The sequence below is a fragment of the Roseibium album genome (assembly GCF_965233825.1).
GTDB classification, from domain to species: Bacteria; Pseudomonadota; Alphaproteobacteria; order Rhizobiales; family Stappiaceae; genus Roseibium; species Roseibium album.
The window spans coordinates 4,522,024-4,539,612 of sequence record NZ_OZ247583.1 but is presented as its reverse complement, the minus strand read 5'-3'; the positions used below and the strand labels follow the sequence as shown (position 1 = coordinate 4,539,612).

The 17,589-nt window shown below is 54.2% G+C and carries 24 protein-coding genes; all 24 read left to right on the top strand.

Annotated elements, in window-relative coordinates; all coding sequences use genetic code 11:
- Positions 1–31: 31 nt before the first annotated feature.
- Positions 32–232 (top strand): hypothetical protein, encoded by a 201-nt coding sequence (locus tag ACO6TI_RS20620; RefSeq protein WP_422383243.1) that lies wholly within the window; start codon positions 32–34, stop codon positions 230–232.
- Positions 229–450: a hypothetical protein gene (locus tag ACO6TI_RS20615; protein WP_422383242.1), complete on the top strand. Its 222-nt coding sequence runs from the start codon at positions 229–231 to the stop codon at positions 448–450. The genes ACO6TI_RS20620 and ACO6TI_RS20615 overlap by 4 nt, the downstream gene beginning before the upstream one ends.
- Positions 447–683 carry a hypothetical protein gene (locus ACO6TI_RS20610; RefSeq protein WP_422383241.1) on the top strand — a complete coding sequence of 79 codons (237 nt, stop codon included), beginning with the start codon at positions 447–449 and terminating at the stop codon, positions 681–683. Before ACO6TI_RS20615 ends, ACO6TI_RS20610 begins: the two co-directional genes overlap by 4 nt.
- Complete coding sequence (locus ACO6TI_RS20605; RefSeq protein ID WP_422383240.1) at positions 683–1,048, top strand: hypothetical protein; 366 nt, start codon at positions 683–685, stop codon at positions 1,046–1,048. Before ACO6TI_RS20610 ends, ACO6TI_RS20605 begins: the two co-directional genes overlap by 1 nt.
- Complete coding sequence (locus ACO6TI_RS20600; protein WP_422383239.1) at positions 1,048–1,296, top strand: hypothetical protein; 249 nt, start codon at positions 1,048–1,050, stop codon at positions 1,294–1,296. The genes ACO6TI_RS20605 and ACO6TI_RS20600 overlap by 1 nt, the downstream gene beginning before the upstream one ends.
- Positions 1,296–1,712, top strand: coding sequence for a hypothetical protein (locus ACO6TI_RS20595; RefSeq protein ID WP_422383238.1), 417 nt, complete (start codon positions 1,296–1,298; stop codon positions 1,710–1,712). The genes ACO6TI_RS20600 and ACO6TI_RS20595 overlap by 1 nt, the downstream gene beginning before the upstream one ends.
- Entirely contained in the window at positions 1,709–1,858 is a 150-nt protein-coding gene (locus tag ACO6TI_RS20590; RefSeq protein WP_422383237.1) for a hypothetical protein, read from the top strand. Before ACO6TI_RS20595 ends, ACO6TI_RS20590 begins: the two co-directional genes overlap by 4 nt.
- Positions 1,859–2,020: 162 nt before the next feature.
- On the top strand, positions 2,021–2,833 hold the full coding sequence (locus ACO6TI_RS20585) for an ERF family protein (protein ID WP_422383236.1): 813 nt from the start codon (positions 2,021–2,023) through the stop codon (positions 2,831–2,833).
- A gap of 166 nt (positions 2,834–2,999) precedes the next feature.
- On the top strand, positions 3,000–3,407 hold the full coding sequence (locus tag ACO6TI_RS20580) for a recombination protein NinB (RefSeq protein WP_422383235.1): 408 nt from the start codon (positions 3,000–3,002) through the stop codon (positions 3,405–3,407).
- Entirely contained in the window at positions 3,408–3,833 is a 426-nt protein-coding gene (locus tag ACO6TI_RS20575; protein ID WP_422383234.1) for a hypothetical protein, read from the top strand.
- A complete protein-coding gene (locus ACO6TI_RS20570) occupies positions 3,830–4,105 on the top strand; it encodes a hypothetical protein (protein WP_422383233.1) in 276 nt (91 codons plus the stop codon). The genes ACO6TI_RS20575 and ACO6TI_RS20570 overlap by 4 nt, the downstream gene beginning before the upstream one ends.
- 84 nt (positions 4,106–4,189) lie before the next feature.
- Positions 4,190–4,402, top strand: a complete 213-nt coding sequence (locus ACO6TI_RS20565; protein WP_422383232.1) for a hypothetical protein — start codon at positions 4,190–4,192, stop codon at positions 4,400–4,402.
- Positions 4,403–4,416: 14 nt separating this feature from the next.
- Positions 4,417–4,707: a hypothetical protein gene (locus tag ACO6TI_RS20560; RefSeq protein ID WP_422383231.1), complete on the top strand. Its 291-nt coding sequence runs from the start codon at positions 4,417–4,419 to the stop codon at positions 4,705–4,707.
- Between the two features lie 3 nt (positions 4,708–4,710).
- Positions 4,711–5,142 (top strand): GIY-YIG nuclease family protein, encoded by a 432-nt coding sequence (locus ACO6TI_RS20555; RefSeq protein WP_422383230.1) that lies wholly within the window; start codon positions 4,711–4,713, stop codon positions 5,140–5,142.
- A gap of 185 nt (positions 5,143–5,327) precedes the next feature.
- Positions 5,328–6,392: a tyrosine-type recombinase/integrase gene (locus tag ACO6TI_RS20550; RefSeq protein WP_422383229.1), complete on the top strand. Its 1,065-nt coding sequence runs from the start codon at positions 5,328–5,330 to the stop codon at positions 6,390–6,392.
- Between the two features lie 293 nt (positions 6,393–6,685).
- Positions 6,686–7,105 (top strand): GFA family protein, encoded by a 420-nt coding sequence (locus tag ACO6TI_RS20545; RefSeq protein WP_196899559.1) that lies wholly within the window; start codon positions 6,686–6,688, stop codon positions 7,103–7,105.
- 505 nt (positions 7,106–7,610) lie between these two features.
- Positions 7,611–9,215 carry an arylsulfatase gene (locus ACO6TI_RS20540; RefSeq protein ID WP_196899557.1) on the top strand — a complete coding sequence of 535 codons (1,605 nt, stop codon included), beginning with the start codon at positions 7,611–7,613 and terminating at the stop codon, positions 9,213–9,215.
- 127 nt (positions 9,216–9,342) lie between these two features.
- Positions 9,343–11,037 carry an alkaline phosphatase family protein gene (locus ACO6TI_RS20535; RefSeq protein WP_196899554.1) on the top strand — a complete coding sequence of 565 codons (1,695 nt, stop codon included), beginning with the start codon at positions 9,343–9,345 and terminating at the stop codon, positions 11,035–11,037.
- A 29-nt stretch (positions 11,038–11,066) separates the two neighbouring features.
- Positions 11,067–12,074 carry an AAA family ATPase gene (locus tag ACO6TI_RS20530; protein ID WP_422383228.1) on the top strand — a complete coding sequence of 336 codons (1,008 nt, stop codon included), beginning with the start codon at positions 11,067–11,069 and terminating at the stop codon, positions 12,072–12,074.
- Between the two features lie 10 nt (positions 12,075–12,084).
- Entirely contained in the window at positions 12,085–13,089 is a 1,005-nt protein-coding gene (locus tag ACO6TI_RS20525) for a DUF58 domain-containing protein (protein WP_108875198.1), read from the top strand.
- On the top strand, positions 13,086–13,562 hold the full coding sequence (locus ACO6TI_RS20520; RefSeq protein WP_196879206.1) for a DUF4381 domain-containing protein: 477 nt from the start codon (positions 13,086–13,088) through the stop codon (positions 13,560–13,562). Before ACO6TI_RS20525 ends, ACO6TI_RS20520 begins: the two co-directional genes overlap by 4 nt.
- Complete coding sequence (locus tag ACO6TI_RS20515; protein WP_196892321.1) at positions 13,555–14,538, top strand: VWA domain-containing protein; 984 nt, start codon at positions 13,555–13,557, stop codon at positions 14,536–14,538. Before ACO6TI_RS20520 ends, ACO6TI_RS20515 begins: the two co-directional genes overlap by 8 nt.
- Complete coding sequence (locus tag ACO6TI_RS20510) at positions 14,535–16,067, top strand: VWA domain-containing protein (RefSeq protein ID WP_422383227.1); 1,533 nt, start codon at positions 14,535–14,537, stop codon at positions 16,065–16,067. The genes ACO6TI_RS20515 and ACO6TI_RS20510 overlap by 4 nt, the downstream gene beginning before the upstream one ends.
- Complete coding sequence (locus ACO6TI_RS20505; RefSeq protein WP_422383226.1) at positions 16,064–17,359, top strand: BatD family protein; 1,296 nt, start codon at positions 16,064–16,066, stop codon at positions 17,357–17,359. The genes ACO6TI_RS20510 and ACO6TI_RS20505 overlap by 4 nt, the downstream gene beginning before the upstream one ends.
- The last annotated feature ends 230 nt before the right edge of the window (positions 17,360–17,589 follow it).

Genomic DNA, 17,589 nt, shown 5'->3' with positions numbered 1-17,589 from the left:
AAAGTATATATAACAACGGAGGACGACAGCAATGCACGACGGCACATTCATAACTGCATATTTGCGCGGACGTGTTGCTGACATCTCCATGAAACACGCAACGTTTCGGGAAGCTGTTGCCAGCCTGCACGAGCCGAAGAACATGCAAGAGAAAATGACCTACTGGGTTTTGGTCTCACTGCTTGAGGACGAATACGCCCTGCCCGCCAGATTTCAGGAGGCTGCAGAATGAGTGACCTACCTCCCCTCGAAAGCGCTCTTTGTAGAGCCAAGTGCAAGGCCGCTGACATTATCGAGCATGCTGCTGCCGCCTATTGGACCAGAAGCAGTGATGCGCACAGAAGCGACTATTTGGCGAACAAGGTTCTCGAAGATTTCGAAGAGCTAAGCGGGTGGATTGACGTGATCCGCGCAGAGCTTGCCTCCAAAGACACTGAGGAGGCGGCATGACCGAGTCGCCCTTCAAGCCCTGTCCTTTCTGCGGCGACGCTGCCTTTATCCGCACGTCTTACGACGAAGACGAATGTTATTGGGCGTGGGTTGAGTGCAAAGGATGCGGGGCACGCACACGCGGCCATTGGGCATCTGACAGTTCAAACACGTGTCCGATTTTCTACGCCGAAGTTCGTGACGACTGGAACCAGCGATCCCCAACACACCTGATGAACAAGGAGTCCTTCTGATGGCTGTATGTCTTGAAGATGTCGAAGCGCTCTTTGAAGCAGTAAAATTGCTTCGGACCGAACGCCGCAAAATGGCAAAGCTGTCTGAGCGCGCCCGCAATGCGCCGCACGGCAAGAGCTTTCAAAAGGCAAACACTGACCTCAACTGGCAGGCGTTCCACGTCAACAAGCTAGAGCATCGAGTTCACGCAGCAGCCGTAAACTGCGGCGTGGCTGACCTTCGTTCAGCCGATTACTACCGGCCATATGGCGTCAAGCTTACCGGATTTCATGAATATGAAGTCGTTCCAGACAGGCCTCGTGACCTAACACAGCTTGTAGACCAACCAGTCTCAGAACAGACAGTTCACAAGGTAGGTGCGTAATGGTGGAGTACATCACCTATTCCAGCACGGTCGCCTCAATCGATAAGCGCTGGATTGCATATATCCAAACGCCCGATGTCAAAGGCTACTGGCCAATTCACTTCTCAGGATCAACACAGGGTGCGGCTTTGCTTCGCGCTCGTGAACACTACGAGTCATGCGCCGAGAAACGCGAGAAAGCCATCAAGGATCGTGAGGAAGCTCGCAAGCGGATGACAGAGCGAAAAGCTCAGAAAGCAGGTGCGTGATGAGTAAGGAAGCTTTTACGGCTGGGCCTTGGGAATATGACAACCAAGGCGGATCTCTTTGGATGGAAGACGGTATCTGTTTTTCGGCCAATCTTGGTGACATCGGCAATGATGCTCACGTTGAATGGCTGAGCATCATTGCTTCGAACGGCGGCGAAATTGCTCAAGTGTCTGGACCCGCTGACGACAGCATAATTGACGCTGACAGCGCCGATTATCTCAAGTGGCCTGTCACCGATGAACAAGCGATAGCCAACGCCAATCTCATAGCAGCAGCACCGAAACTGTATGAGGCGCTGAAAGACGTCTCCGAGGCTTTGCAGGCGCGGATTGACGGAACCGGCGGCACGAACGCGGAGCTTGTCGAAATGGCCGCTGCTCGCGAAGTCCTCGCAAAGGCAAGAGGTGAAGCATGAACACCAAGCCCATCTTCTACGGATGCCGCCCTACCGTTCGCATGTCGGATATCAAGCTCTTTGCGGTTCTGGCGAGTGCGGCGGTTAGCTTCTTGGCTCTCGGTTTCATCATCAGCCTTGGGCTTTGGATCGCAACAAGTTCGTAGGGGCCTCTCCCAGCCCCTGCAACAGCCCCCGGCAGTCGTTCTCCTCCTCCAAGACTAAGCCGGGGGCACCAACAAGGAGATGTGGCCAACTCAGCCGGTAACCCCGGCCCTTCTTCAAGCCGCTGATGGCGGTTTCGACAAGGCAAACTGAGGAAAGAACCGATGACAGCAGAACAGAAAGTTATTGATCTGCCCAAATCCCCTGCACAGGCAGGGAATATTCACACGGCGCTTTGTGCCGCCCAGGCGGAGATTGAAAATCCGCCGAAGGAAAAGACGGCAGACACCGGCAAGTACAAATATAAGTACGCTGACATTGCAGACGTGCTGGAAACTGTTCTGCCGGTTCTGACACGGCACGGAATCACCGTTTCGCAGTCCCCTCGTATTGAAGAGGGTGCAATGATCCTGAAAACGTGCCTGACACATGGCGCGTCGGAAACGTCAATTGACTGCGACTATCCGGTTTGCTCCCTGAATGGCGATCACCAGAAGATGGGCGGCGCCCTCACCTATGCTCGCCGGTATGCGCTTTGCACGATGGTTGGCGTTGCACCGGCAGAGGATCTGGACGGACAGGACGCGGCGAAGTCCGGCGACGGCGACCGCAAACAGCTGTCAGCTCAGCAGGCAAAAAAAGAGCTGAATTGGGACGCGATCATTTCAGCCATTCGACACGCAAAATCGCATGAAGTGCTTGACGAGATGAAAAACCGCGCGAACTCCAATCGCGGCTATTGGCCTTCATCATTCGTTTCGAGCGCGCTTGAGGAAATCAGCACACGACGAGAAGAACTCGACTATCAGTCGCGCGCATCTGAAGCCAAGGACGACCCGAGCGTTATCGCCGACATGCTGGAAGCCTGTCAGACAGTCGCAGGTGTTGAGCATCTGCGCGCAACCCTTCAGCAAGTCGGCGTCTCAACAGAGAACATTGAAGACGAATTCGAACTTCGGAAGGCTGAGCTTTCCTGATGACCTTCACCCTCCACATGCTGCGAAGCGCGCATACGAGGGACGAGTTAGTTCTGTGCTGGCGGTATTTCTGCCTGTGCATGCAGATGAAGCCAAACTTTAACTGGAACGAAGCCAGAGACGCATTCAAGCAGCGCGCTCGTGAACTCGGACTGGAATGGAAGCAATGACCCGTGCAGTCGTCATATTGAACAATCCGGCAGACCGGAAGAAAGCCGCAGATTGGGCAACTGTCGCACCGGCTGGAACCCGTGTTGAGTTCAAGAAGGCAAAGCGCACACTGCCTCAGAATGACAGATTTTGGGCCATGCTTACGGATATCTCCACCCAACTTGATTGGCATGGAAAGCGTTTGACACCGGACGACTGGAAACTGGTGTTTCTGGATGCCCTGCGCAGGGAGATGAAACAAGAACTGCGCATGGTGCCGAGCCTGGACGGTAGCGGCTTTGTTCCGCTTGGAAATTCATCGAGCAACCTGACGATTGCTGAGATGGGCGACCTGATGGAAATCATGTCTGCCTTCGGAACCAATCACGGTGTCAGGTTTCAAGACGATCAGGAGGCCGCATAGATGTCACGCTTCCTAAACCCACATCAGGAATCCGCCTTTAACACCGGCATCGGTCGCAAGACAAAGAACCCTGTGCGCAAGGACAAGGCGTATCTCAGTTGGATCCATGAACTACCTTGCGTTATCTCCGGTCGCGTCGGTGATGGAGTGCAATCTGCCCACATCAGGTATGGAGATATCGCTTACGCCAAGCCCCAGGCTGGCAAGGGTGAAAAATCTGACGACATTTGGGTATTGCCCCTGTTTCACACACTACACACTGAACAGCATGACGTCGGCAACGAACTGGTGTTCTGGCAATCCTACGGTCTCAACGATCCACTAGCGATCTGCACAAGGCTCTATGCCGTTTATCCATCAGTCGAACGGGCAGAGCTGATTATCAACAATCTGCCGCACAGCATGCAGAGGAGATCAGGCGGATGAAGAAGCTATATCAATTTCACTGGAACTGCGGACGGATGGGCGATCTGGACGGGATTTTCATTGCCGAAGATTCTGAGATTAACGCCCTTATCGGGAAAGAAATTTACTTCGGAGAGGTCCTTGGAAAGCACTCCGAAATTCACGGGACCTTGGAAGAGAACGAGGTCATTGTGAAGTCCGAAGATCCAGACTTCATCGAAAAATTCATATCGATCATGGGTGACGGCACTATCAGCGGCTTCAACCCCCTCGATTACTACGACCCCGAATAGGAACCCCAACCTTCCACTCCTGTCACTTAAAGGAAAGAAGTCCGTACATAAGTGCCAGGACAGTCACTTAAGGAGAGATGGCGAATGTCAGCAGTGCAATATCCGCTTATTCCGCATCGGGAAGATGTGCCGATCATGACAGGCCTTCTGTCGCGGAACTCGTCTTATGCGCTGACTGTTCAAGGTGATTTCGGGTCACGTGAAATCGGTAATTTGATCCGGATCCTTGAGCTCCAGAAGCGGTGGGCAGAGGGAGACGAGGCCAATGAACCGTCTGAACCTGAGTACAGCATTTAGGAGGCCCAATAACCATGACTGACGGTGCTGGAACTTATTCTCCGATGGATGAAAAGAATTTGCCCTCTTTGTCTGATGAGGCAATCACAGCGATCCGCGACCTCCTGGATGAGCTTGGCGTTCCGAGAGCCTCGTTCATTGATGACCACGTTATGAACGGTCTGACATGGGCGAGAATGCAGGGTCTAGAGGTAGCAGCGCGGGCCGTTGACGAAAACATCATCAACTTTGAAGCGGGCGAAGAATATCTAACTATGAAAGAACTCGCCGACCATTTCCGCGCCCTGAAGGAACAAGGGGAATAGCACATGTCAGCCCGGCGAATTGAAATCAAGAACGATGAAGAGACCATGGAGAAATTGCGGAAGATGCAGGACCTCATTTTATCCGGTCTTCCTGAGGTGCAATTCAACAAACCGGACCCGCTTCAAGTAAGCGAGCCTGAGTACGTCGAATACACCGACCGTTTTGGACGGCATAAGAAGCGCCTACCAAATCAGCTTTATTTCATAAAATGTGGTGAGTTCGTGAAAATTGGAATCACGTCAGATATCCGTAAACGTCTTGGCGAGATTAAAAACGGCAACCCACACGACTTAGAACTTCTTCACATCACGGCTGGCAAGCGAAATGAAGAACGGGCGCTTCACATACGGTTCTCCAAATTTCGCCACAGAGACGAATGGTTTCGCTTTGAGGGCGAATTGAAAGCCTTTATCGAAGATCTGACAAAGGCCTAGTCGATGCATTTGACAGCCACAGAGGTTGCAAAGCAGTATGGATTAACGTCGCGTCACTGGACGCGACAAGCAGCGCTCGGCAATATTCCTGGAGTATATCAGCCAAGCGGCACCGGTGGACGGTGGCTGTTTGATGCTGCTGTCTTCAAACGTTGGTGGGCGTCAAAACGCCGGGAAGTACCAGCATGGCAGGGATCTATAAACGAGGAAAAACCTATTGGGCGCGCGCCCAACGTAACGGTCGAGAATTCCGGGAGTCCCTTAAAACAGGAGATAGACGGGTGGCTGAAAAGCGCTATGACGCGTGGAAAGCCAAGCTCGAAGCCCTCGCATGGGGCGACCGTACACGCGTTACCTTCTCCGAAGCCGTAAGGGCGTTCATTACGGAGTATTTTATCAACCTCAAGCCGTCGTCGCAAACAAGGTATGGGGTAAGCCTGAAGGCTCTGGCAGATGTTTTTGAAGGCTGTTTCATTGACCAGATTCAGCGAGACATGCTGAACCGGTTTGAAACTAGCCGCCGTTCTCAGGGCGTCAGCCCGCCGACAGTCCGCCGCGATTTGGCGTGCCTGTCATCAATGCTTGCTTTCTGCGAGGAAAAGGAATGGCTCGATGAGGGCTTCAATCCTGTTCCTGGCTATTTAAAGCGGCGTTCGACACGAGGGCTCAAGGAAGCTCCGGGCCGTACGCGTTATTTGACAATTGAAGAAGAAGAGAGCCTGTTGGCACATGCCACACCAGCAGTACGGACGGCTCTCATGGTAGCCATCGACACCGGCTTGCGGGACCAGGAGCAATTCACACTCACTTGGGGCCAGGTTGACTTCAAGCGCAGTGTCATCCGTACCACGACAAACACCAAAAGTGGGCGCTCGAGAACTGTTCCGCTCCCTGCTCGTTCTGCTGTTGCGCTCGCACAAATCCAGGCACAACAATCGGCACAGGAAATTTCGACAATTTTCGTGTTCGCCCATGAGGATGGATCAAGGATTTTGCGACAGGTAAAAGGCATGAAAGCCGCAGCTCGCCGTGCAACTGAAGACAAGAAACGATACAAAGACATAAGCCTCGATGACATTCGATGGCACGATTTACGGCGAACTGCCGGGTGTCGATGGCTACAACGGGACAAATTGTCCATGATCGAAGTGTGCAACCTTCTCGGACATTCCAGTGTGACTGTCACAGAGAAAAGCTATGCCTTCCTTGAAGGTGAAGTCTTGGCACAAGAAGTTGCAAAGTCCCGATAACGCCGCACAAAAACCGGCACATGGGCTTGCGGATAATAAATAAAAAACCATATTTTCAGATATTTAAGGAGATAGGCAAATGCACTCTGACTCCGTTAGTCCTGGTTCGAATCCAGGTTCCCCAGCCACTCACTTTTCCATGACTTCTGCGATTGCCGAGTTTTTTTGAGCGGCGAAGAAACGCGACACAACGACGAAATCAGAAGGTCTGTGCGGCACAAATGTCGTCACTTTTTTAGCTTTGTTCCTTTCGACTGTCTGATGTCCCTAAACTTGTCTGGCTGGTGACTGATATGAATTTCTCGGGCAAATGCCTTTGTGGCGCGGTATCATACGAAGCAGATAGTGCTCCGATTGTTGTCGCGCAGTGTCACTGTGATGAGTGTCGCCGTTTGAGTGGAACTGGTCACGCCGTCGGAGCCATGTTCCATACCAAGTCAGTATCGTTGAAGGGGAACTTGCATAAATTCACGTATATTTCAGCAAAAGGATCAGAAGTAACAAAGGCGTCTTGCGCGACCTGTGGCAGTCCAATTTTCGGCACCAACTCACATACTCCGGATCACATAACCATGACGCTTGGTTCGATGGATAATGCGAATGGCCTGGAAGTTGAGGTCGTAATATTCGAACGCGACAGGCAACACTGGGATCGGCTTTCAGAAGACGTTGCCTCATTCGAGACCCAACCAGATTGGAAGCCTGATAGCTGAAGCGATCGGTAGATCGGACAATGCCCCGGGCAGCGGCAACGTCTGCTGAGCCGACCTTGGTGCTGATCAATGCCAATGTCTGCAATGGTTACGAAGAAAGCCGCGCCCGGGAGCGCGGCTCTTTCGTTCCGCGGCGGATGTTCGATCTTGGAGAGGATCAGCTCGTCAGCATCCCGCCGACAAATTCCGTTCATGATTTCTGCACTGGAGATTCCGCTAGTCCCGAACGCCAGAGCGCCGGACAAGCCCGCGGCGGGATATTGCAACCCTGTCAATTTAGTCACTAGCCATTCGTCGCATGCGTGTACTCCCTGTCGTCATTCGGGTCACTTTGAGGTCCGAAATCGTATGCCATTGTCGAAAAAGCCAATGGGTGAAAATTAAATTCCAGCTTCAATATTGACGCTGCGGAATTTTCAGCATCTGATTGTTCTACCGATAACCAAGGCATTGGTGTGTTTCACTTTTTTGAAACGCAAACAGTGTGCAGGGGAAGGAATGAGTCATGAAATTCAGGTATAATCTGCTGGCCGTAAAACTGGCTGTTTGTGCGGCCGGAGCGCTTGCGCTGGCCGAGTTTGCGCCCGCGATGGCGCAATCGGGAGACAAACCCAACATTCTTGTCATCTGGGGTGACGATGTCGGGCAATCCAACATCTCCGCCTACACATTTGGCCTCATGGGATACCAGACGCCAAACATAGACCGCGTTGCCAAGGAAGGCATGATGTTCACCGACTACTATGGTGAGCAATCATGCACGGCCGGACGTTCATCCTATATCATGGGGCAGAGCGTGTTTCGTACGGGTCTGTCGAAAGTCGGATTGCCGGGTGCCGATCTCGGCATGCAGGAAGAAGATCCGACGATAGCCGGTCTGTTGAAAGCACAAGGCTATGTTACAGGCCAGTTCGGCAAGAACCATCTTGGCGACAAAGACGAGCACCTGCCCACCAACCACGGGTTCGACGAATTCTTCGGCAACCTCTATCACCTGAATGCGGAAGAAGAGCCGGAAAACGAGGATTATCCCGGGGATGCTCTCATGCCGGACGGCCGCACCTTCCGCGAAACCTTCGGACCTCGCGGGGTGATCAAGTCTTCGGCCGACGGCACTATCGAAGACACCGGCCCCCTTACCAAGAAACGGATGGAAACCGTCGACGAGGAGTCGATTGCCGGCGCTGTCGATTTCATCAAGCGCGCGCATGAACAGGGCAAACCGTTTTACGTCTGGTGGAACGGAACACGCATGCATTTTCGCACGCATGTCAAACCGGAAATGCGGGAAGAAGCGAACAAGATCGCAGGTCGTAACGTCGATGAATACACCGCAGGCATGATCGAACATGACATGCAAGTCGGGCAACTGCTCGATCTGCTGGATGAACTCGGCATCACCGACAACACCATCGTCCACTATTCGACGGACAACGGTCCGCACTACAACACCTGGCCGGATGCTGCTTCTACGCCTTTCTTTGGTGAGAAAAACACCAACTGGGAAGGTGGCTGGCGCGTTCCGTCCATGGTGCGCTGGCCCGGCAAGATCGAAGCGGGCTCGATCTCCAACGAAATCATGCACCACATGGACTGGTTGCCGACATACCTGGCAGCAGCTGGTGTCCCGGACATCAAGGAACAGTTGAAGCAAGGTGGCGTCCAGGCAATCGGGCGTGAGTACAAGGTGCATCTTGACGGCTACAACATGTTGCCTGTCTTGCTGGGAGAAGCTGAAGAAGGGCCCCGTCGGGAAATCTTCTATTTTTCCGATGACGGAGATCTGACAGCGCTTCGGTACAACGACTGGAAAATGATCTTCATGGAGCAGAAGGAATACAAGACCTTCCGGGCATGGATAGAGCCGTTCACCGCGCTGCGTGTGCCGCTGATATTCAACCTGCGCAGAGACCCTTATGAACGTTCCTACCAGACTTCGAACACCTATTATGACTGGCTGATCGACCGGGCGTACCTGCTTGTTCCGGCACAACAATATGTCGGACAGTTCCTGGCGACATTCCAGGAATTCCCACCACGTCAGAAAGCGGCGAGTTTCTCGCTGGACCAGGTCATGGACAAGCTCAGCACGCCTGGCGGCGCGCAATAGGTTCTGTCTCACTTCGGATCCGGGCGGCGGAAGATCACGCTGCCCGGATCCTCAATACGCGTACACAGCGCGAGAGTTTACAGCGACTAACCTTCAGCCCCAAGATCGCAAACGGAGAGAACAAGCAATGATTGACGCAACATTGCGAGTGACATCGGTGGGCGCGATTGTCGCCTGCATATTCAGCCCGACAGCGTATGCCGACGACGAACATCCAAGGCTTGTTCTCCAAATCACGGTCGATCAGTTGCGTGGCGATCTTATTGACCGGAACCTGAGGCACTTTGGTGAAGGTGGTTTTCGCTATCTTCTGGACAACGGCACCTATTTTACCAACGCACATCACCGTCATGCCAACACTGAAACCATTGTCGGACACACCACTCTTGCGACCGGAACAGACCCGTCGATCCACGGAATGGTCGCCAATCTCTGGTTCGATCGCGAAACCGGCACCCCTTTCTACAATGTTCAGGACCCCGACTACCCGCTCCTCGCGCAGGCAGGCATAGACCAATCGACAGAGATTGACCCCACGCAGAGAGCCGCAACTTCGGATGGACGGTCGCCGGCCGCGATCCTGTCGTCGACATTCTCGGACGAAATCGCGATCGGCATTGGTGGCAACCCAAAAATCTTCGGGGTTTCGGTCAAGGATCGAGGTGCCATCTCAATGGCTGGTCACAGCGGTGACGCCTATTGGTTCTCCAAGAGTGAAGGTCGTTTCGTAACTTCGAAATATTACATGGAAGCCTATCCCGAGTGGGTTGGCAACTGGAATGATTCCGGGCAAGTTGCAGCATTCGCGGAGACGAACTGGAGCCTGTCGGACAAGGTCGACACATACCGGTTCGGCAACATGGACGACGCGGAATGGGAAACGGACTTTCCCGGCTTCGGACGCGTTTTCCCCCACCCCTACGGTGCTGGTAACGGGAAATACTATACCACGTTGCTGACGCTCAGTCCCGCCGGTGACGAACTGACGGCATCGTTTGCGAAAGAACTCCTGGACGCCGAGGATCTGGGCAAGGACGACGTCACCGATTACCTGTCAGTAAGTTTTTCCTCGACTGACTATGTTGGTCATATCTTCGGCCCATCGAGCCTTGAAGCAGAAGACAACCTGCGCCGTCTCGACGCTACAATTGCCGGGTTGCTGAAACACGTCGACGAGACAGTCGGTCTTGAGAATACCCTTGTTGTTCTGTCGGCTGACCATGGCGCTGCCGAAGTGCCTGGTTATCTGAATTCGCTCGGCATTCCCGCGAGCTATTTCTCGTTTGACGACGTCGACACGCATTCTGCAGCCGAAAACCTTCGACAAGAATTCGGGTTTGCAAGTGAGATGATCGAGAGTTTCTCGCAACCATACGTCTATCTGGACGAGGCTTTTCTTGACGAAAACGACCTGGACAAACGCGTCGTGGCGAGGCGTCTGGCGGACGAACTTCAAAAAATGCCCGGCATTGCTTTCGCTTTTTCAAGCGACGATCTCCGGTCCGGTCGTGTCGCTGTCACGCCCGTTTCCAGCGCGGTCTTGTCCAACTTTCACTCCGAAAGGTCTGGCGACATCTATATCGTGTTTGAACCACATTGGTTTGTCGGCGACTTCGATGGATTGCACGTGGCGTCACATCACGGGTCCCCTTGGTCCTATGACACGCACGTGCCCATAATCATTGCCGGTCAGGGCATCGACAAGAAACGAGTTGCAAGGCGAGTTGAAACAATTGACCTTGCTCCGACTTTGTCTGCGCTGCTGAAAATCAAGGAGCCGAGTGGATCATTGGGGATGGTTCTGCACGAAGTCCTTAAATGAGCTTGCCCGGATCAGACAGGAAGCCGCAGATGTCAGAAGCACACCAGCAGATCCAGCAGCTCAAGGAGCGCATGCAGAAATCGATCGTTGGACAGGAAGATGTGATTGACCGGCTGATCATCGGCCTGCTGGCCAATGGCAACCTCCTGATCGAGGGTTTGCCCGGACTTGCAAAGACACGTGCGATCAAGGCCATGGCGAAGAACATGGAGGCAGATTTCAGCCGTATTCAGTTCACACCGGACCTGCTTCCCTCCGACGTGACCGGCACCGAAGTCTATCATCAGTCAGGCGGCAGCGGCACGTTCCGTTTCGAACCCGGACCCATCTTCGCCAATATCGTGCTGGCGGACGAGATCAACCGCGCGCCGGCCAAGGTACAGGCTGCCCTTCTTGAGGCTATGGAAGAACGGCAGGTGACCGTCAGCGGCAAGACACACAAGATGGAACCGCTGTTCATGGTGATGGCAACGCAGAATCCGGTTGAACAGGAAGGCACTTATCCGCTCCCCGAGGCGCAGATGGACAGGTTTCTCATGCACGTGCTGATCACCTATCCACCGGTCGACGATGAAATCAGGATCATCCAGCTAGTCCGATCCGAAGAAACGGCAGCGCTTGTACCGGCGGCGAAAGAAGCTGAAGTCGCCGAACAGCCGGATGAACCTTTGTCACCGGTTCCACAAGACGCCATTTTCGCGGCCCGTTCGCAAATAGCCGGAATACACGTCTCCGAAGCGAGCGAGCGATACATGGCCGACCTTGTGCAGGCGACGCGAACGCCGGAAATCTACGGCGGCGAATTGAGACGCTGGATTGAAGTCGGGGCCAGTCCCCGTGCGTCGCTGGCGCTCGACAAGTGCAGCCGGACCCATGCCTGGCTGAGCGAGCGTGACTATGTCGACCCGCTGGACATCAGAGCGATTGTTCACGACGTACTCCGGCACCGGCTCACTTTGAGTTTCGAAGCCGATGGCGACGGCGTGACACCGGACAGGGTCGTGGACGAAATTGTCACCTTGGTGGCCCTGACCTGAGGAGCAGGCGATGCGTGATGTCTCCGCGCGCACCAGAAGTGGCCTAAACAGGCACGTTTCCCGGCCATCGACCCGGATCGACCCGAGGGTACAGGTCGATGTGTCACATCTGCGCGCGCTCGAGGGGAAAGCGAGGAACCTGACACTTTTGCCCGCCCAACCGGTCTCAAGTGTCTTGAACGGCCGTCATGCGTCGAGGCTAAGGGGACGCGGACTGAATTTTGAAGAACTGCGCGGTTACCTGCCAGGCGACGATCCACGAATGATCGACTGGAAAGTTACGGCCAGAACAGGTGCAGCCCATGTCAGGGTCTATAGCGAGGAACGGGACCGCCCCGCCCTTCTGGTCGTGGACCAGCGGATGTCGATGTTCTTCGGCACCCGGCTGAACATGAAATCGGTAACGGCTGCCGAAGCTGCGGCGTTTATCGCATTTCGGATTCTCGGTCAGGGTGATCGCGTCGGCGGCGTCATATTCGGCGACAATCAGGTTTCCGAACTGCGACCCAAGCGAAGCCGCGCCGCAATTAACCGGTTTCTGGTTTCCCTTGAACGTGCAAACGGACTGTTGCATGCCGAGGCGCCGAATGTCGAGCGCCCGCTGCTTTTAAACCTACCGCTTCAGTCAGTTGCGCGCATCGCTCACCGCGATCATCTTGTCGTCATCATCAGTGATTTCGATGGCCTGGATCAGCAAACCGGCAGGCTGGTCAGTTCCATTGCACGGCACAATGACGTCGTCCTGTGTCCGGTGACAGATCCGATTTCAGAAGATGTGCCCCGGAACATGAAACTTGTCGTTTCCGATGGTGAGTTGCAGGTCGAGTTGGATACCGGGCCCTCGGAAACATTCAAGAGACTGTCGGATTTTGCTTCGGGCCGAATAGCCGAAATTCTGACCTGGCAAAGGAAGTACGGCATTCCGGTGTTGCCGTTGAGCGCCGGAGAAGACACCGTTGACCAATTGCGCCGTCTGATGGGCCATCGGCCGGGGTCTCGGAGGGCTGACCGGTGAAAGAAGAATGGAAGGGCTTGAGCCTTACCGAGCTTATTGCACTGCTTGAGCCGGTACCCGAGCCTGATTCAGTTTCCATGCTGCCTCAAACCGCCGGCTGGATATGGCTCGGTCTCCTGTTACTCGGGGTGACGGTCTTTCTCGTGCACCGTATCTGGCGTCATCGACAGAAGAACGCCTATCGACGTGAAGCCTTGAGCGAACTTGCCCTTTGCAGAAACGATCCTGCCGCCATGGGCCTCCTGCTGCGACGAACTGCGCTTGCGGCCTATCCAAGAGCAACCGTCGCCTCGTTGTTTGGCAAGGAATGGTTGCGTTTCCTCGATAGCACCTATGGTGGTGAAGGGTTTTCCAATGGACCTGGCCAGGTCCTGAGTATGGGGCCTTACCAACACACGCCCGCTGACACGACGGTCGCTTCACTTGTTGAGGAATGGATCAAACAGCACCGAATTGAGGGCTTTGATGTTTGAATTCGAACTGCCCATTGTCCTCCTGATGCTGCCACTACCACTCGCCGTCTATTTTCTGCTGCCATCCTACAAGGAACGCGTTTCATCCGTAAGATTTCCGTTTTTCCGCAATCTCGCCTCGGCTGCAGGACAGGAACCTACCCCAGGGTCGGTCGTAATTGGCCGCACCATGATTCAAAACGTGGCCGCGATTCTTGTCTGGTGTCTGATCGTCTGCTCCCTGGCTCAACCCGTTCGGGTCGGTGAACCTGTTGTCCAGGAAACGGCTGCGCGAGATGTCATGCTTGCCATAGACATCTCCGGGTCCATGGACCAGACCGACTTTCAAACAACTGATGGTGAAAGGATACAGAGGCTCGACGCGGTAAAGCAGGTTGTCGGCGATTTTATCACCGAGCGCGATGGGGACCGCGTAGCCCTTATCGTCTTTGGATCGAAGGCCTATGTACAAGCGCCCTTCACCGAGGACCTTGTTTCCGTCAAAGCGTTGCTTGATCAGACCGAAGTCGGGATGGCAGGACCCCAGACGGTCATAGGTGATGCCATCGGGCTAGCGATCAGAACCTTCCAGTCCAGTCAGATTGATCAGCGATTGCTGATATTGCTAAGTGACGGATCCGACACGGGAAGTCGCATGGCGCCCAGAAATGCGGCGGGAATTGCATCGAGTGAAGGTATTGAAATTCTCACGATAGGCGTCGGAGATCCCGAAGGTTCCGGCGAACAGCGACTTGATGAGCAGAGTTTGCGCGAGATCGCCAGCGCAGCAGGCGGGAGGTACTATTTCGCCAATGACGAAACTGCGCTGAGCGCTATTTACGAGCGCATCAACGAACTTGCGCCGCGTGAAGTTGAGACAGCCAGCTACCGCCCCCGCGAGCCACTGGGGCACTATTTTCTCGGACTTGCACTCCTCATTGGACTGATGACGCTGTTGCTGCTCCAGCTGAATTCCCTCAAGAGGAGGACAGTGTGAGCACCGATCAGCTTTTCCAACAATTCGAAGCGTTCCATTTTCTACGGCCGTGGTGGCTGCTGGCACTGCCGGCAATCGGATTGCTGTTTTGGCTCGTGAGGGTTCGTCCGTCTCGCCGGTTTGAGCTTCCTTCTGTCATAGCTCCGCATCTTGCAGCCGCGCTGACTATCGGCCAGGAAGACCGGCGGCGCTTGCAGCCTGTTGATACGATCGCAATGATCTTGTGCCTGTTGGCGGTCGCAACGGCCGGTCCCTCCTGGTCTCGTGTCCCAAACCCACTCGTGTCAGATACGGCTCCGCTCGTTATTGCACTCAAGGTTTCCGACTCGATGATGCAACCCGACGTGCCACCAAACAGGTTGGAACGCGCCAAGCAGAAAATCCTGGATCTGCTGAAGGACCGAGCCGGGGCAAGGACCGCACTCATTGCCTATGCAGGATCGGCGCATCAGGTGGTTCCGCTTACCGAGGACCCCGGCGTGATCAAGCCGTTTCTGGAGGGTCTGGACCCGCAGGTGATGCCTCAGGAAGGTGATGCTGCAGGAGAAGCGCTGGTACTTGCTCAGACCATTCTGCAAACGCAGACGGAGCCGGGCTCGATCCTGTTTCTTCTCGATGGCATTTCAAATTCTGATGCGGCCATGATTGCCAAGGGGAACACGGAAACGCACACGTCCCTCCATTTCTGGGTCTTTAGCCGTGATCCAAAGCCAGTTGATACTCCGTCCGGGCTCGGGGTTGGACAAGCAGTCACCGTGACGGCTGATGCGCGGGATGTTCAACAGATCATTCGCAACATCGACACGACGTATCAGGCCGCGCTTTCTCAGGATGAGGATGCGAAATGGCGCGACCAGGGAGTGCTGGTCGCCTGGCCGGCCGCTCTTCTGCTGCTCTTCTGGTTCAGACGTGGCTGGACCATGCGATGGTCTGCGATCCTGTTCCTGGCATTTCTGTTTCAACCACCTTCCAACGCTCATGCCGAAAGTTGGCGCGACTGGTTTTTCACTCCCGATCAACAAGGCCAAATGGCATTTGACGCGAAGGAGTACGAGAAAGCGTCCGAGCTCTTTCAGGACCCCGAGCGGAAAGCCTATTCGCTTTATAAACTTGGCAGGTATGAAGAAGCGGCAGAACTATATGCCTGGCAGGAAAGTTCAGACGCTGCACTGGGTGAAGGCATGTCCCTGATCAAGTCGCGTGCTTACCGGCAGTCCATTGCCGCGTTTCAAAAGGCGGTCGACAGAGATCCCCTCAACGAGGCAGCTCAAAGGAATCTGGAGCTGGCCGAATACATTCTGGAATACATTGAAACCACGCGAGAACAATCAGATACCAGCGAAGAAAGCGGCATTGGTGCCGATGACACGGTTTACGACAATGAAGCGGGACGCGGGACGGAAACCCAGCAGCAAGCCGGCGAGGCTGTGCCGGAGACTGCAGACCAATGGATGCGTACGGTCGACACACGAACCGGCGACTTTTTGAAGAGCAGATTTGCGCTTGAAAACGCAAGGGGGTCGCAATGAGATATGCGCTGCTCCTCAATTTTTTCTTCATGCTGACTGGTGTACCGGTCGCCGCACAGGACGGTCAGGTTCCCGAGGTCAGAACGTCACTGGAAAACGACACGGCCGTTCCCGGTCAACCGCTGCTTTACCGTGTTACCGTTCTGGTCCCGACCTGGCTGCCCTCACCTCCCGAATTTCCAAGCTACGAAGCACCCAATGTTGTCGTGCGCCTGCCTTCCAGAGCTTCAGGTCCTGCCAGCGAGACAATTGGTGGGGAAACCTGGTCTGGTGTTACGCGTTCGTACAGGCTCTACCCGATGATCGCAGGCACCTTTCAAATACCTGCCGGTCGCATCAAAATCACATACTCAGATCCTGATACTCAGGAGCCTGTCGTCACGGAGGTCACGACAGACAGCTTTGAAATAACCGGTCAGATTCCACCTGGTTCAGAAAAACTCGATCCGTTCCTTGCAGCCAATTCGGTCACCATGAAGCGGTCCGTTGAAGGTAATCCGCAGGAAATGGGTGTAGGCGATGCCCTGACACTCACAACGGTCGTCAACGTAGCGGGTGTGGCGCCTATGTTCGTGCCTCCCTTCGGTCAGAACATTGAGACCGGCGGATTGGCCGTCTATCCGAAAGAACCTGTTCTTGAGGAGAGAGAAGATCGCGGACTTCTCTCTGGAACCAGAACGGAAGAAACCGTTCTGGTCGCCGAAGCGGATGGCAGCTACACGGTTCCGGAAGCAACACTATCCTGGTTCAATCTGAAAAGCGGCAAGATCGAGTCGATTGCAGCGCCTGCAATCTCCATAAACGTGACCGGGACAGACGTTCCCGAATCACAGCCAAAATCGGCTGCAATTGACTGGAGGCGCCTTTTCGGATCGGCCATGTTTGTGGTCCTGATTGGTTTTGCTGCTTTCTTCGTCTGGCGCAGATATGCGTCATCGTTGATGGCCTACGCGAGGGAACTCAAAAACCGACACCGGGCCTCGGAAGGATACTTGTTCAAAATGCTCGTGGCTGCGATCAGATCACGTGACCTGAACCTGTTGATGAGACGCAGCCTGGACTGGCAGCGTACCGTCGAGCGAAAGGTTCCGAACTGTGACTGGTCGGCATACAATCTGGCCTTCCATCAATGCTGTGCGCTCTCTTTCTCCAGACAGGTGCCGAAATCATCCGGCGAAAGCAGGAAATCCTGGGATCACTTGCTCACTGCTGCAAGATCGACCCGCGATGGTGTACTAAATTCCCGTCGAAATACTGAAGTTCAAAATCTTCCTGATTTGAATCCACGATAGTTTTTTCAATAAATCATGTATTATCCATGATGAAATATCAATTTTATACTTTGAGAATTCAATCGATTTGATAATCTTTCAAACGCGAGATTGCTATTTCTTAATTTGTATTTCCTTAGAACTCACTCATCTCTGAAACAGATGGCACTCATCGGCAACTTGAACCGAAATCCAGAGAGAAAGTGAACCAAAATGAGAGGAATGACTGGAACCCTGTCCGCCTTCGCGGT

What these genes read in the sequence shown, in the direction of transcription:
- ACO6TI_RS20620 (WP_422383243.1), top strand. Translation starts at nt 32, where the DNA reads ATGCACGACGGCACATTCATAACTGCATATTTGCGCGGACGTGTTGCT.
- ACO6TI_RS20615 (WP_422383242.1), top strand. Translation starts at nt 229, where the DNA reads ATGAGTGACCTACCTCCCCTCGAAAGCGCTCTTTGTAGAGCCAAGTGC.
- ACO6TI_RS20610 (WP_422383241.1), top strand. Translation starts at nt 447, where the DNA reads ATGACCGAGTCGCCCTTCAAGCCCTGTCCTTTCTGCGGCGACGCTGCC.
- ACO6TI_RS20605 (WP_422383240.1), top strand. Translation starts at nt 683, where the DNA reads ATGGCTGTATGTCTTGAAGATGTCGAAGCGCTCTTTGAAGCAGTAAAA.
- ACO6TI_RS20600 (WP_422383239.1), top strand. Translation starts at nt 1,048, where the DNA reads ATGGTGGAGTACATCACCTATTCCAGCACGGTCGCCTCAATCGATAAG.
- ACO6TI_RS20595 (WP_422383238.1), top strand. Translation starts at nt 1,296, where the DNA reads ATGAGTAAGGAAGCTTTTACGGCTGGGCCTTGGGAATATGACAACCAA.
- ACO6TI_RS20590 (WP_422383237.1), top strand. Translation starts at nt 1,709, where the DNA reads ATGAACACCAAGCCCATCTTCTACGGATGCCGCCCTACCGTTCGCATG.
- ACO6TI_RS20585 (WP_422383236.1), top strand. Translation starts at nt 2,021, where the DNA reads ATGACAGCAGAACAGAAAGTTATTGATCTGCCCAAATCCCCTGCACAG.
- ACO6TI_RS20580 (WP_422383235.1), top strand. Translation starts at nt 3,000, where the DNA reads ATGACCCGTGCAGTCGTCATATTGAACAATCCGGCAGACCGGAAGAAA.
- ACO6TI_RS20575 (WP_422383234.1), top strand. Translation starts at nt 3,408, where the DNA reads ATGTCACGCTTCCTAAACCCACATCAGGAATCCGCCTTTAACACCGGC.
- ACO6TI_RS20570 (WP_422383233.1), top strand. Translation starts at nt 3,830, where the DNA reads ATGAAGAAGCTATATCAATTTCACTGGAACTGCGGACGGATGGGCGAT.
- ACO6TI_RS20565 (WP_422383232.1), top strand. Translation starts at nt 4,190, where the DNA reads ATGTCAGCAGTGCAATATCCGCTTATTCCGCATCGGGAAGATGTGCCG.
- ACO6TI_RS20560 (WP_422383231.1), top strand. Translation starts at nt 4,417, where the DNA reads ATGACTGACGGTGCTGGAACTTATTCTCCGATGGATGAAAAGAATTTG.
- ACO6TI_RS20555 (WP_422383230.1), top strand. Translation starts at nt 4,711, where the DNA reads ATGTCAGCCCGGCGAATTGAAATCAAGAACGATGAAGAGACCATGGAG.
- ACO6TI_RS20550 (WP_422383229.1), top strand. Translation starts at nt 5,328, where the DNA reads ATGGCAGGGATCTATAAACGAGGAAAAACCTATTGGGCGCGCGCCCAA.
- ACO6TI_RS20545 (WP_196899559.1), top strand. Translation starts at nt 6,686, where the DNA reads ATGAATTTCTCGGGCAAATGCCTTTGTGGCGCGGTATCATACGAAGCA.
- ACO6TI_RS20540 (WP_196899557.1), top strand. Translation starts at nt 7,611, where the DNA reads ATGAAATTCAGGTATAATCTGCTGGCCGTAAAACTGGCTGTTTGTGCG.
- ACO6TI_RS20535 (WP_196899554.1), top strand. Translation starts at nt 9,343, where the DNA reads ATGATTGACGCAACATTGCGAGTGACATCGGTGGGCGCGATTGTCGCC.
- ACO6TI_RS20530 (WP_422383228.1), top strand. Translation starts at nt 11,067, where the DNA reads ATGTCAGAAGCACACCAGCAGATCCAGCAGCTCAAGGAGCGCATGCAG.
- ACO6TI_RS20525 (WP_108875198.1), top strand. Translation starts at nt 12,085, where the DNA reads ATGCGTGATGTCTCCGCGCGCACCAGAAGTGGCCTAAACAGGCACGTT.
- ACO6TI_RS20515 (WP_196892321.1), top strand. Translation starts at nt 13,555, where the DNA reads ATGTTTGAATTCGAACTGCCCATTGTCCTCCTGATGCTGCCACTACCA.
- ACO6TI_RS20505 (WP_422383226.1), top strand. Translation starts at nt 16,064, where the DNA reads ATGAGATATGCGCTGCTCCTCAATTTTTTCTTCATGCTGACTGGTGTA.